Genomic DNA, 13,185 nt, shown 5'->3' with positions numbered 1-13,185 from the left:
ATGGTCGCGACGGCAAGTGCCTGTCCTGCTTTCGCCTTTGGTTTTCCGCGGCCCTCGGTTACCCTGCCTACAACGCCAAGATGTAAGGTCCGACCCCGTCTGATGACAGCAACGTCCCCCACACCGGGTCTTCTTCATATGGCCAATGCCACGGCGGCCGATGCATTACGGAATGGCAATTATTGCGACGATATCGTCGCCTTCCATAATTTCTGGACGGCCAAGTGTGGCGGGCGCGTGATGCCGGCACGGCGCGATTTTGACCCGGTGGAGATGATTGCTTTCCTGCCTGGAATCGCCCTGATCGATGTGGTCGAGGACGCACGCTGTTTCGTCTATCGCCTGCTTGGCACGCGCGAGGTCGCCATGCGCGGCAGAGATTCCACCGGCAAGGGCGTTGCCGAGGGCTTCTTTGCCAGCTCCGCCGAGACCGCGCTCGCCTCTTACCGCGATGTGCTGCAGCGGCGCGCACCGCGCTTTGAGCAACGCCGCTTCATCACGCCGGACGGCCGCATCGGCAACGAACAGACCGTCATCCTGCCTTTGTCGGAAGATGGGCAATCAATCAACATGATGATCGCCTATACCCATCATTATCTGATCTAGCCGACCTAGAATTTGTCCTTGGCCGCGCGAATGGCGCCCAGCACATCGGCGTCAGTTGCCCCGGCACCGCCGAAACGCTTGCGCAAATCGGGCTGATCGGCGCGCAGGAACGGATTGCATGCCTTCTCGACACCGAGCGTCGAGGGAATGGTGAAGCGCCCAACAGCGCGTGCCTGCGCAACCTCCGCGACCTTGGCCGCCAGCGCGGCATTCTCCGGCTCGGCGGTCAGTGCAAAGCGGCAATTGGACTGCGTATATTCATGGGCGCAATAGATACGCGTCGCATCGGGCAGCGCACGCAGTTTCAGCAGCGACGACCACATCTGCCCCGGCGTGCCTTCGAACAGCCGACCGCAACCGATCGAAAACAAGGTGTCGCCGCAGAACAAGGCCTGGTCCTCGGCAAACCAATAGGCGATATGGCCGCGCGTATGACCGGGCACGAAGAACACCTGCGCGTGACGGCCGCCGAAATCGGCACCGCTCGCCTCATCGACCGCGATGTCGAGACCCGGAATGCGGTCACGATCATAGGCCGGCCCAATGACGGTGCAGCCCGTCTCGGCTTTCAAATCGAGATTGCCGCCGACATGGTCGCCGTGATGGTGGGTGTTGAGAATATGCGTGAGATGCCAGCCCTGTTCCGCGCAGGCAGCGAGGACCGGCGGCGCCTCGGCCGGATCCACCACGGCGGTGGCTTGGCTCGCCGGATCATGGATCAGGAAGCCGTAATTGTCCGACAGCATCGGGAAAACCACGATCTCCAAGGGCATCGCATTGATCGGCTGGGCGGGTGCGGTTTGCGGCATCGAGCTCGTTCCAATCACTTGGGGCCAAATCACTTAAAGGCTGACGATAGCAGCGGATATGCCATAATCAAAGCCAGCAGGATCAGGAACTGGCGGGTTCACGCGTGTTTCAGGATGTGGTCGATCTCCGGGACTTTTACCAGACGCCGCTGGGCGCGGTGACGCGCCAGCTGTTGAGGGCGCGCATCCGTGAAATGTGGCCCGATGTGCGCGGTCAATCGGTACTGGGGCTCGGCTTTGCGACACCCTATCTGCGCCAGTTCCGCAGCGAGGCGGAACGGGTGCTGGCCATCATGCCGGCCGGGCAAGGCGTCGTGCATTGGCCGTACAATGAGCCCAACCTCACCGCCCTTGCCGACGAGACCGAATTGCCGCTGCAGGATTATTCGGTCGATCGCATCCTGATGGTGCATGGGCTGGAAGGATCGGATCATCCCGGCGACATGCTGCGCGAAGCCTGGCGCGTGCTTGCCGGTGGTGGCCGTCTGCTGCTGGTCGTTCCCAACCGCCGCAGCCTGTGGGCGCAGCTGGAACGCTCGCCCTTCGGCTTCGGCCAGCCCTATTCCGCCGGTCAATTGTCACGCCTGCTGCGCAATCATTCCTTCACGCCGCTCCGGACCGCGCGCAGCCTGTTCTTCCTGCCCCTGCGTAATCGCTCCTGGTTGCGTGCTGCCCCTGGCTGGGAGACATTCGCCCGCCACGCCATGCCGGGCCTTGCCGGCGCCATCCTGATCGAGGCCACCAAGCAGGTCTATGGCGCCATGCCCGTGAAGAGCCGGCGTCGCCACATGCCGGCCATGGTCCCGGTGACGACGACCGCCACGCGCAGCCTGTCACGCCAGAATTTGCGAAAGTGACGGCGCCGGTTTTCTCAAAACAACCCTTAAGCACGTACCTTTGTGCCACGCCCCGAAGGCGGCGAGACCAGGCCCGTTGCCAACGTCTCCAGCAGGGCTTCGCGTAAACGCTCCGTGGCTGGTGGCGGGTTCTCCATGCCTGTATGGAGGAAGAGATCGATCGAAGGCATCATCACCGGCAATCCGCTCTCGGTATCGAGAAGGCGCAGGCGTGATGGAATCCCCTCCGCCGTACGTGGTGTGACGCCGAGGCCAGCTTCGACCGCCGCATAGAGGCCGGCAAGGCTCGGACTGTTGAAGGCGATCCGCCACGGCATGCCGGCAGCATCCAGGGCCTCGATGGCGCGGGTACGGAAAGTACAGGGCTGCTTGAAGGCAATGAGCGGCACCGGTTCGCCGGGCACAAGGCGATAGTCGCTGGCGCCGATCCAGCGCAGTGGAATCTCCGCAACTTTGCGGCGGCGCGGACTCGGATAGTCACCCCAGCATAAGGCGAGATCCAACTCGCCCTTCTCGACAGCCTCGGCGAGATTGACGCCGCGCTCCACCAGCACGTCGACCCTGATCTGCGGATGCGCGCGGGCAAAACGCCCCAGCAGCACGGGCAGCCAGCTTTCGGCGAAATCCTGCACCAGGCCGAGCCGCACCCATCCCTCGACCGCCACGCCGCGGGTGGCTGCCAAGGCTTCGTCATTCAAGTCGAGAAGACGCTTGGCATAGGACAGCATGATCTCGCCGGATGCGGTGAGAGCAAGACCCCGGCCATCCTTGCGCAGAAGGGTCTCGCCGACCTGTTCCTCCAGCTTCTTCAATTGCAGGCTGATGGCCGATTGCGAGCGTCCCAGCCGGTCCGCGGCCTTGGCAAAGCTGCCCAGCTCCGTGCCTGTCACGAAGCTGCGCAGCACATCCATGTCCAGGTTCGTCAGCTGCATATCGTTCAGTTATTCAAAAGCATTGGTTTAGAACTACCAATTTTTCAAAACAATCATGCGGAATTACATCTAGGCCGTCAAGCCGCTCAAACCTGAACGATGGAGCTTAAAATGACGGATTCGACCCATAGCCTGTTTCGCGACGACCGCCTGCTTGAAGACCGGGCTCCGGCCAATGTGGCGAGCCTCAGCTTCGGCGCGGCCTTGGTCGCCATGCTGATTGTCGCCGCCTTGGTCCTGGCCGCTCTTAAACTGAGCACATTTCCGGCCCCCGACCTGCCCTCGCTGATCCCGATGGATCAGCCGGCCCTGCATTCGGGCTTCACGGCCTAAATCCGTGGGGCATGACCAGGCGGATGGGCATGCTTGCAATATCGATGATGGCGGGCAGATGGCCCAGGATGTCGCCATCCCCCTGGATGGGGTCCTGGGCTGGCCCGTCGATCACGACATGGCGCCCTTCGAGGATGCGATAGCCACGCGCCCTCGGCAATCTGCCCAACGCCAGCGCCATCGCATAGCGCAGCATATGAAAGGCGCCCTTGCGCTCGAACAGGCACACCTGGAAGGACGGCGCCGCCAACTGCGCCAGCGGTGCCACCACATGCCTACCACCATAGAAACGGCCTTTGGCAACGATCACTGACGCTGCATCGAGGGCAGCATTGTTGTCGATCTGCACGCGGTAGGTGGGAAAGCCGAAGCGGAACAGCTGACGCAGCGCACCGATGACATAGGCCGCCTTGCCGATCCGGCGCTTCAGCGCCACGTCGAGCTCCGCCACCACATGGGCATCGACGCCGACACCGGCCATCAGCGTGAAGGCCCGGCCATTGGCACGGCCGATATGAACCGTCTGTGTCCGCCGGGCATCGAGCGCCGCTGCGATCGCATCGACATTGACCGCAAGCCCGATCTCCGCCGCCAGGACATTGGCCGTCCCCATGGGAATAATGCCGATCGACATCGGGTTGGTGGCGGCGACCAATCCGTTGATGGCCTCGCCAATCGTCCCGTCACCACCTGCCACAGCCAGGAGATCCGGCCGTGTCTCGGCCGGCAGATTGGCAATCTCGCGGGCAAAGCGCTCAGCATCGCCCCTGGCGCCGGTGGGCTTCAGCTCAACCGCCCAGCCCCGTGCCACCAGCCGGTCGCACACATCCTCCAGCACCAGGCGGCGGCTGCGCCCGGCAATGGGATTGAAGATAATGGCGATGCGGGGCGGCAGGCTCAAAGGTGGCTCGGTTGGCAGGAATCGGTAAAACGCGGCAGACCCTAGCCCGATCGGATCACCTTCGCCACACCATGGCTAAGGTGTGTCGGGAAGAGCAGAAGTAAATATTCATGATCGATATATCATAGTGTGATCATCCCAGGACTATACGGCGCCGCTCCGATCCCCTATAAGCAGCGCCTTGCGGCCGTTTCGGTGGCCGGTTGATTGACTCTGGACGAGGCTTTCTTTATATAGCCGCGCCAAACCACAACTGATTGAATTCTTGGAGATAAACTGTGAAACGTACCTTTCAGCCCAGCAAGCTGGTCCGCGCGCGCCGTCATGGCTTCCGTTCGCGCATGTCGACTGTGGGCGGCCGCAAGGTCATTGCCTCGCGTCGTGCCAAGGGCCGCAAGCGTCTCAGCGCCTAATCTGGCGCTGACCTTGTTCCTTGTCGCTACCGTGAAGTCTGTATCCGCGCGATGACCAGCATCGGCCGCCTGAAACGGCGTGCCGAATTCCTGGCCGCCGCCGCTGCGAACCGCAAATGGGTGGCGCCAGGCCTGGTGCTGCAAGCCCGTGCAAACGAGGCAATGGCAGCCGAAGCTTCTCTCATTCGTCTAGGATTCACGGCCAGCCGCAAGGTTGGCAATGCGGTTGCGCGCAATCGCGCCCGCCGGCGCTTGAAGGCTGCCGCGGCCGAGGTGTTGCGCGAAACGACCGTTGCCGGTGCACCGACTGATCTGGTTCTCATCGCGCGCCCAGCCACGGTGGTGCGCGATTACCAGGCCCTCAAGGAAGATTTCCGTCGCGGTCTGAAAAAACTGGGTGTCGCCCAATCAACTCAGCCCCAATCGACTCAGCCCCAATCGACTCAGGCCGCGTCATGATCCATAAAACGGCCCAGAAAACACCCGGGCCCTGGTGGCTGCTGATTGGCATTCTGCCGATTCGTCTCTACCAGCTGACCTTGTCGCCCTTCATCGGCTTTCATTGCCGCTATCAGCCGACCTGTTCGGCCTACGGTATCGAAGCGATTGAGCGGCATGGCCTGGTCAAAGGTGTTGCGCTGACACTGCGCCGTCTCGGCCGCTGCCACCCCTGGGGTCGCAGCGGATACGATCCGGTACCAAATACGCAAGATCACCGCCACGACGCCACACTTTGCAGCCACTCGGCTGCCTCTTCCCGCCATTAACTCTCTTTCTGGGATTCGATCGTCATCATGATGCCGCAGACCGACAAGAAGAACATGATCATCGCCATCGCCTTGTCGGCAGCGATCATCTTTGGCTGGCAATTCTTTTACGAAATGCCCAAGGCCGAGAAGCTGCGTGCGCAACAAGCCCTGCAGGCGGAACTCGCCCAGAGCCAAGCCGCAACCAGCAATGCGACGGCGACGACGAGCACGACGCCCGGCACCACGACCGCGGCTGCCGGCGCCGCAGCGCCTGGCGATGTCGGCGTCAACCAGCAATTGCCGCGGGCCGACGCCCTGGCACAAAGCGCGCGTGTTGCCATCGATGCGCCCAAGCTGAAGGGCTCGATCTCGTTGAAAGGTGGCCGCATCGACGATCTGGTGTTGAAGAATTATCGCGACACCATTGCCGCCGACAGCCCGAACGTCGTCCTGCTCTCGCCCGCCAACACGCTCCACGGCTACATTGCCGAAACCGGTTGGGTCGCAGCTGCGGGTGTCGCTACGCCGACGGCCGACAGCGTCTGGACGGCCAGCGGCACCACGTTGACGCAGCAAGCGCCACTCACCCTCACCTGGGACAATGGCGCCGGCCTCGTCTTCACGCGCAAGATTTCCATCGATGACGGCTACATGTTCAAGATCGAGGAGACGGTCGAGAACAATGGCGGCGCCAATGTAGCGCTGGCGCCCTATTCCCGCGTCGTTCGCTTCGGCCTGCCGCCCTCACCCAGCCAGACCTATGTGCTGCATGAAGGCCCGATGGGCGTCTTCGACGGGACGCTCAACGAAGAGAAATACAGCAAGATCAAAAGCCATGCCGAGGATGCCGAGGCCAATGAGGCCAAATCGCTGAACTTTACCAGCACCGGCGGCTGGGTCGGCATCTCCGACAAATACTGGCTGGTGGCCCAGGTGGCGCCGGCTGATGCAAAGATCAGCGCCCGCTACATCTACGAGCCGAAATTCGATTCCTATCAAGCCGACTACACCGGTGACATGCGCGACGTGGCTGCAGGTGGTGGCTCGACCAGCTTTGCGCATGAGATCTTCGCCGGCGCCAAGGAAATCACGCTGCTCGAACATTATCGCGACACGCTCAACATTCCGCTGTTTGAGCGCGCGGTCGATTTCGGCTGGTTCTTCTTCCTGACCAAGCCGCTCCATGCCTTCCTCGACTGGATCTATCATCTCATCGGTAATATGGGTCTTTCGATCCTGTTCCTCACGGTGTGCGTGAAGGCCGTCATGTTCCCGCTCGCCAACAAATCCTACGCTTCGATGAGCAAGATGAAGGCGCTGCAGCCGCAGATGGCCGGCTTGAAGGAGCAGTATGGCGAGGACAAGGCGCGCTTCCAGCAGGAGATGATGGCGCTCTACAAGAAGGAAAAGGTCAATCCAGCCGCCGGCTGCTTGCCGATCGTCGTGCAGATCCCGGTCTTCTACGCGCTCTACAAGGTGCTCTACGTCACCATCGACATGCGCCAGGCGCCGTTCTTCGGCTGGATCCATGACCTGTCGATGCCGGACCCGACCACGTTCCTCAATTTGTTCGGCCTCATCCCCTGGGACCCGACGCTTTACCTGCACACGCCGGTGCTGGGGTCGCTGATCCATTTCCTGTCGATCGGCGTCTGGCCACTGATCATGGGCTTCACCATGTGGGCGCAGATGCGCCTCAACCCGACCCCGCCGGACCCGGTGCAGGCCAAGATGTTCGCCGTCATGCCGTTCATCTTCACCTTCATGCTGGGCACGATGCCGGCCGGCCTGGTGATCTATTGGGCCTGGAACAACACGCTCTCGATCGCCCAGCAGCGCTACATCATGTATCGGCAGGCGAAGAAGACAGTTAAGCAGCCACAAAAGGCTTAAGTGGCCGGAAAGTCGAAACAGTGAGCGGCGAACGAAAAGCGGGCGAACGCAGCCCCGGAGACAAGCTGTTCCAGCGCGAGTGTGTTTTCGTTGCAGGCGCGATGAAGCTTGATCAATTGCCGCCGATGGGACCGGTCGAAGTCGCTTTCGCCGGCCGGTCGAATGTCGGCAAGTCGAGCCTCTTGAACGCGCTGACCGGCCGCAAGGCGCTGGCGCGCGTCTCGCAGACACCTGGCCGTACACAGCAGCTCAATTTCTTCGACCTCAATGGCGAGCTGGTGCTGGTCGACATGCCGGGCCATGGCTATGCCAAGGTCGGTCGCGCCAAGGTCGCCGAATGGTCGGAACTGATCGAGGGCTATGTCCGCGGCCGTGCCAACCTGCGCCGCGTGCTGCTGCTGATCGACAGCCGCCATGGCTTCAAGGAAAGCGACGAGGCCCTGATGAACCTCCTCGACCAGTTCGCCCTCTCCTATCAGGCGGTCATGACCAAGTCGGACACGTTGAAGCCCTCCGCCCTCGAAACCAACCGCAAGAAATTCACTGCCATGATTTCGAAGCGCCCAGCCGCCCACCCCGAGATCCTGATCACCAGCTCGGAAACCGGCGCTGGCATGACCGAACTGCGTGACAGTCTGGCGACCTTGGCGGCGCAGGGCTGAGCCCCGCCAAGCGACCCTGCCCCAACGACGTCATGACGGGCCTTGCCGATCGTCTCAATCGTTGTCATTCCGAGAGAAATTGCTTTGGCCGAGAGAAATTGCTTTGGTCGAGAGAAATTACTTTGGCCGAGAGAAATTACTTTGGCCGAGAGAAATCACTTTGGGTAGCCAGGCATGAGACGTCCAGCTTGGCTCGCGGCGGCTTTAACCGCGGTTGTGATCGTCGTCTTTCCACATCTGACATTTGCCGACGGCCAGAGACCTTTGAAGCTGCCGCCCAATGCCATCGCCGACTATCAGCTCGGTGGCAGCTATACGCCGCCGGCGACAGTCAATGTCGTGGTACGCGACAGCACCGAGTTGCCGGCCAAGGGGCTCTACAACATCTGCTATATCAATGGCTTTCAAACGCAGCCGGACGTGAAGTGGCCAAAGGATCTCTTGGTTCCTGGCGCCGATGGCGCGGCCTTGATGGACCCGAACTGGCCAGACGAGCACCTCCTGAATATTTCTTCGGCTGGCCTTCGGGGTCGCATTCTTGCTCGCCTCAAAGCCACAATATCTATCTGCGCCAGAGCTGGATTTGACGCGGTCGAATTCGATAATCTTGACTCCTATACGCGCTCAAAGGGTGCGCTGACTGCGAAAGATGCAGTTGCTTTTGCAAATCTTCTTGTCCGCGCGGCTCACGACAATGGATTGGCAGCCGGGCAGAAAAACGCACCGGACTTGAGTGACGTTGGCAGAAACCAAATCGGCTTTGATTTCGCCGTAGCCGAAGAATGCCATCGCTTCGACGAATGCGCTGCGTACACCCGGATATACGGCGATCAAGTCATTGATATCGAATATGTTGGAAGATTGCGCGGCTCTTTCGCAGATGTATGCGCTCATCCCCAAACGCCTCGGGATACCTTGCTGCGCGATCTGGAACTATCGCCACCTGGCAAAGAGCAGTACGCTTATGACCATTGCTAAATGACCGTCCCCTCCCGGCATGACCGAACTCCGCGACAACCTTGCCACCCTGGCGGCCCAGGGGTAAACCGCCCAACGTCTCCTTATTCCCCGTCGTCACCGCCCTCCTACCGTCACCCGCGGGCAAAGCCCCGGGGATCCACACGTGCCGTGGGGGAGCGTGGATGCCGGTTCTGGCCCGGGCATGACGGACGAAGAGACGACCGTCATATAATTCCCTCTTGATTTTAGGGGGCGTGGACCGCAACTTGCGCCCCGAATAACCCTTCTTCACCTCCCCAGATAGGGACGAACCGGGCAGCGATGGCGCAGATGAGCATCACCGACACCAAATATTGGCTGAAGACCGCACGGACGCTGACCGAAGCGCTGCCCTATATGCAGAAATATGCCGGCAAGCGCTTCGTCATCAAATATGGCGGCCATGCCATGGTGGACAAGGAATTGTCCCACATCTTCGCCAGCGACATCACCCTGCTGCGCCAGGTCGGCATCCTGCCGGTGGTAGTCCATGGCGGGGGGCCGCAAATCGGTGAGATGCTCAAGCGCCTCAATATCCAGTCGCGCTTTGTCGACGGCCTGCGCGTCACGGACGCTGCCGCCATGGAAGTGGTCGAGATGGTGCTCTCCGGCTCGATCAACAAGCAGATCGTGGCCGCCATCAACGCGGCCGGCGGCAAGGCGGTCGGCATTTCCGGCAAGGACGATAATCTGCTCCATGCCAAGAAGACCGAGATGACCAAGGATGGCGAACGCGTCGACCTCGGCCTTGTCGGCGAGCCAGACAAGGTCAATCCCAGCATCATCCGCTCGCTGGAGCAGGCTGGTGTCATCCCGGTGATCGCACCGGTGGGCTTCGGCCCCGATGGCCAGACCTACAACATCAATGCCGACACCGCGGCCGGCGCCATTGCCGCGGCCATCGGGGCTTCGCGCCTCCTCATGCTGACCGATGTCCCTGGTGTGCTCGATAAATCGGGCCAGCTGGTGCAGCAGCTTACCGCCGGCGAAGTGCGCGCGCTCGCGGCGGACGGCACGATCTCGGGCGGTATGATCCCAAAGCTGGAAACCTGCCTCAGCGCCGTCGAAAGCGGGGTTGAAGCCGCCGTCATCCTCGACGGCCGCGTGCCGCATTCGATGCTGCTGGAAATCTTCACCCCGCAGGGCATCGGCACGCTGGTGACCCGGGGCTAAGGCATCGCCAATCATGCGGGCACCTCAGTAGAGCGTGTTCCCGCCCATGCCGTATTTTTGCAGGATCGGCGCATAGCCGCCATCCGAGCGCATGACATCGAGCACGCGTTCGAATTCCGACAATTTCGCGGCATGGGGTGATTTTTTGCCGAGACACAGTACGTACTCGAATGTGTCGACCACCAACGGCAGCATCACCAGCTTGGCAGCCAATGCGGGCTCCTGCAGGTAGTAGGAACCGGAGGTCGTGGTACCGAGGGCAAGGTCACCGCGCCCTTGTGCCAGACCGCGCAGCGATGATTGGAAGTCCGTCGCGTAATAGACGTCGAACCCAGCCAGATTCTGCTTTGCCCAGCCGTTGCCGAAATAGCTGACGATATTGAAGCTGCGCAGATCGGCAAGGCTCTTGGCCGCCTCAATGCCAGCCCGGCGCGGATTGTCCTTGCGCACGATGGGATGCAAGCCGGCACGCAGGACCGGGATCCGGCCGCAATTGGCATAGGCGGCACGTTCCTTGGTTGCGACGGTGATGAAGCCGTCGGCTTCGCCGGCACGCACCATCTGCTGCGCGCGTTCCCAGGGATAGAGGGCGGCATCGACGGGCTGGCCCAGGCGCACGGCAAAGACCTCGCGCGCGATATCGACCAGGATGCCGCGGACCTGTCCCGCTTCTTCGAACGAGAGGGGAGCGAGTTCCACCGCGAAGACCAATCGCACCGGCGGAGTGCCTGTCTCGGCCACAGCCGGGCGCAGCTGCGCCACAGATGGTGCCAGGGCCAGCACCAGCATGGTCAGGATGGCGCCCTTCACGAAGCTTCGTCGCGGCATGGCTGGTCTTCCCCATCCTTCCATGGTCGATCTTACCAAAGGATTGCCTGGTGACGAAACGGGTTCGGCTCGATCGACACCAAAGAAGGTGATCCCCATGCCTTCGGCCTTTGCGGTGCAGCAGAGGAGATGGCTATAGTAGGCACGACCGGCGGAACGCGCCGCGTGCGGCACGGCCCAAGAGGTTATTTGGGCCTGAGAATAAGAGGTTACAGCGACTTGGCGTTCATCAATCAGCTCATCTTCCTGGGAGCCCTGCTGGCGCTCATCAGCATCATGCTAGGGCAGATTTCCTCCCGGCTCGGGGCGCCCTTGCTGCTGGTGTTCCTGATCCTAGGCATGCTGGCCGGCGAGGAAGGGCTGCTCGGCATCCAGTTTGAGAGCTACCAGACGACGTTTGCGGTGGGATCCATCGCCCTTGCCATCATCCTGTTCGAAGGCGGCCTGCGGACGCCGCGGGAAGTGGTGCGGTTGGTCTTCTGGCCATCCCTGACGCTGGCAACGGTGGGCGTCCTGCTGACCGCCCTGTGCATGGCCGGCATGGCGGTGGTCGTCATGGGCATGCATCCGCTGGAGGGTATCCTGATGGGCGCCATCCTGGCCTCGACCGATGCCGCGGCGGTGTTCATGCTGCTCCATGGCCAAGGTGTCGCGGTCAACGCCCGTGTCGGCGGCACGCTGGAGCTTGAATCCGGCATGAACGACCCGATGGCGGTGTTCCTCACCCTGATGGCCGTCCATGTGCTGCAGGTCGGGTCCGAAGCCACCGGCCTCTATGTTCTGGGCAGCTTCGTCCTGGAACTGGTGGGCGGCGGCCTCATCGGCGCAGCAGGCGGCTTCGCCCTCCGGTGGCTGCTGCAGCGCCTGACGCTGAGCGCCGGCCTCTATCCCGTGCTGGCGACCGCAGGCGCCCTGCTGATCTTCGGCGGCACGAACGCCCTCCATGCCAGCGGCTTCCTCGCCGTCTATGTGGCGGGGATCATGCTGGCCCAGGCACCCTACCGCGCCCAGCAGGTCATCATGCGCTTCCTGGATGGCCTGGCCTGGCTGGCGCAGATCGCCATGTTCATCATGCTGGGCCTGCTGGTGACGCCCTCGGCACTGCTGGCTGACCTCGCGGCTGCCCTTGTCCTCTCCCTGGGCCTCATCCTGATCGCCCGGCCCGGCGCCGTGCTGCTGTGCCTGCTGCCGTTCCGCTTCAACTGGCGTGAACGCGGGTTCGTGGCCTGGGTGGGACTGCGTGGCGCGGTGCCGATCTTCCTCGCCTCGATCCCGATCCTGGCCGGCGTGCCGAATGCCCAGGTCTTTTTCAATGTGGCCTTCGTGGCGGTGCTGACCTCGCTCCTCGTCCAGGGGTGGACAGTGGGCCGTGCCGCCCGGTTCCTAGGCCTCGAGGTGCCGGCGGCAGCACCGCATGGCCAGGATCTCGACATCAGCCTGGGTCATGGCGCCACGCGTGAACTGGCCGGCTTCCGTGTCCAGGAAGGTGCCCGCATCCTCAATTATGATTATGGCGAGGTCGATCTGCCGGCGCAGGCTGACATCGTCAGCGTCATTCGCGAGTCAGCACCGATCGCCCTCTTCCGCGAGACCCGGCCCAAGGTCGACGATTACGTCATCGCCATCGCACCGCCGGCAGAGATCGCGGGCCTCCATCAGAACTTCGCCTATCACGAACCCGACGAAGCGGTGGCTCCGGCCGGCTTCGGTGAGTTCGTATTCGAAGCCGATGCACCGGCGAGCGACCTTGCGTTGATCTACGGGCTGCCGCTGGGAGCCGATGCCAAGGGTCAGAGCCTGGCTGATTACCTCCATGACCGCCTCGGCGATCATGTGGTGGCCGGTGACCGCTTGAAGCTGGGCGAGATTGAATTGGTGGTGCGCGAGGTGAAAGATGGGCGCATCGTCCGCGTCGGCCTGGAGCTTGAGGATACCCGCGTGCACCTGCCGGTCACACGGGCGCTGCGCAAGCTCAAGCACCCGATGAAGACCTGGCGTGCCTTCCGGCGCCTCACCGGCATGTAGCGCCA

Annotated in this window: 15 protein-coding genes; 11 read left to right on the top strand and 4 right to left on the bottom strand. The window is 62.2% G+C overall.

From position 1 onward, the window contains the following. Positions 1-102 precede the first annotated feature (102 nt). Positions 103-606 (top strand): PAS domain-containing protein, encoded by a 504-nt coding sequence (locus tag AC1DWZ_RS01275; protein ID WP_477167048.1) that lies wholly within the window; start codon positions 103-105, stop codon positions 604-606. Positions 607-611: 5 nt separating this feature from the next. Here AC1DWZ_RS01275 and gloB read toward each other — a convergent pair whose 3' ends face one another. Beyond that, on the bottom strand, positions 612-1,415 hold the full coding sequence (gene gloB / locus AC1DWZ_RS01270) for a hydroxyacylglutathione hydrolase (protein WP_477167047.1): 804 nt from the start codon (positions 1,413-1,415) through the stop codon (positions 612-614). A gap of 104 nt (positions 1,416-1,519) precedes the next feature. Here gloB and AC1DWZ_RS01265 point away from each other — a divergent pair, with 104 nt between their 5' ends. Beyond that, the gene (locus AC1DWZ_RS01265; protein WP_477167046.1) at positions 1,520-2,272 is read left to right on the top strand and encodes a class I SAM-dependent methyltransferase; all 753 of its coding nucleotides are present in this window, start codon (positions 1,520-1,522) and stop codon (positions 2,270-2,272) included. 26 nt (positions 2,273-2,298) lie between these two features. Here the strand turns inward: AC1DWZ_RS01265 and AC1DWZ_RS01260 are convergent, their stop codons facing one another. Further along, positions 2,299-3,204: a LysR substrate-binding domain-containing protein gene (locus AC1DWZ_RS01260; protein ID WP_477167045.1), complete on the bottom strand. Its 906-nt coding sequence runs from the start codon at positions 3,202-3,204 to the stop codon at positions 2,299-2,301. A 111-nt stretch (positions 3,205-3,315) separates the two neighbouring features. Here AC1DWZ_RS01260 and AC1DWZ_RS01255 point away from each other — a divergent pair, with 111 nt between their 5' ends. Next, positions 3,316-3,537 (top strand): hypothetical protein, encoded by a 222-nt coding sequence (locus AC1DWZ_RS01255; protein WP_477167044.1) that lies wholly within the window; start codon positions 3,316-3,318, stop codon positions 3,535-3,537. Here the strand turns inward: AC1DWZ_RS01255 and AC1DWZ_RS01250 are convergent. After that, the gene (locus AC1DWZ_RS01250; protein WP_477167043.1) at positions 3,527-4,438 is read right to left on the bottom strand and encodes a diacylglycerol/lipid kinase family protein; all 912 of its coding nucleotides are present in this window, start codon (positions 4,436-4,438) and stop codon (positions 3,527-3,529) included. The genes AC1DWZ_RS01255 and AC1DWZ_RS01250 overlap by 11 nt on opposite strands. Positions 4,439-4,716: 278 nt before the next feature. On the opposite strand from AC1DWZ_RS01250, the gene rpmH reads away from it, so the two are divergent. The 7 genes from rpmH (at position 4,717) to argB (ending at position 10,327) form a co-directional block, all read left to right on the top strand. Then, complete coding sequence (gene rpmH / locus AC1DWZ_RS01245) at positions 4,717-4,851, top strand: 50S ribosomal protein L34 (RefSeq protein ID WP_298689909.1); 135 nt, start codon at positions 4,717-4,719, stop codon at positions 4,849-4,851. Positions 4,852-4,902: 51 nt separating this feature from the next. Beyond that, entirely contained in the window at positions 4,903-5,310 is a 408-nt protein-coding gene (gene rnpA / locus AC1DWZ_RS01240) for a ribonuclease P protein component (protein WP_477167042.1), read from the top strand. Further along, a complete protein-coding gene (gene yidD, locus AC1DWZ_RS01235) occupies positions 5,307-5,618 on the top strand; it encodes a membrane protein insertion efficiency factor YidD (protein ID WP_477167041.1) in 312 nt (103 codons plus the stop codon). Before rnpA ends, yidD begins: the two co-directional genes overlap by 4 nt. 27 nt (positions 5,619-5,645) lie before the next feature. Next, positions 5,646-7,493 (top strand): membrane protein insertase YidC, encoded by a 1,848-nt coding sequence (yidC, locus tag AC1DWZ_RS01230; RefSeq protein ID WP_477167040.1) that lies wholly within the window; start codon positions 5,646-5,648, stop codon positions 7,491-7,493. Positions 7,494-7,513: 20 nt separating this feature from the next. Beyond that, complete coding sequence (gene yihA, locus AC1DWZ_RS01225) at positions 7,514-8,155, top strand: ribosome biogenesis GTP-binding protein YihA/YsxC (protein ID WP_477167039.1); 642 nt, start codon at positions 7,514-7,516, stop codon at positions 8,153-8,155. 174 nt (positions 8,156-8,329) lie between these two features. Next, positions 8,330-9,133, top strand: coding sequence for an endo alpha-1,4 polygalactosaminidase (locus AC1DWZ_RS01220; protein WP_477167038.1), 804 nt, complete (start codon positions 8,330-8,332; stop codon positions 9,131-9,133). A gap of 312 nt (positions 9,134-9,445) precedes the next feature. Next, positions 9,446-10,327 carry an acetylglutamate kinase gene (gene argB / locus AC1DWZ_RS01215; RefSeq protein ID WP_477167037.1) on the top strand — a complete coding sequence of 294 codons (882 nt, stop codon included), beginning with the start codon at positions 9,446-9,448 and terminating at the stop codon, positions 10,325-10,327. Positions 10,328-10,351: 24 nt separating this feature from the next. Here the strand turns inward: argB and AC1DWZ_RS01210 are convergent, their stop codons facing one another. Next, positions 10,352-11,155, bottom strand: coding sequence for a substrate-binding periplasmic protein (locus AC1DWZ_RS01210; protein ID WP_477167036.1), 804 nt, complete (start codon positions 11,153-11,155; stop codon positions 10,352-10,354). 219 nt (positions 11,156-11,374) lie between these two features. On the opposite strand from AC1DWZ_RS01210, the gene AC1DWZ_RS01205 reads away from it, so the two are divergent. Next, positions 11,375-13,180: a potassium/proton antiporter gene (locus tag AC1DWZ_RS01205; protein ID WP_477167035.1), complete on the top strand. Its 1,806-nt coding sequence runs from the start codon at positions 11,375-11,377 to the stop codon at positions 13,178-13,180. Positions 13,181-13,185 lie beyond the last annotated feature (5 nt).

This window comes from Dongia sp. P2_B8 (assembly GCF_056404715.1).
Note: the sequence above shows the minus strand (reverse complement) of the source record. Positions and strands in the feature narration are given on the sequence as shown.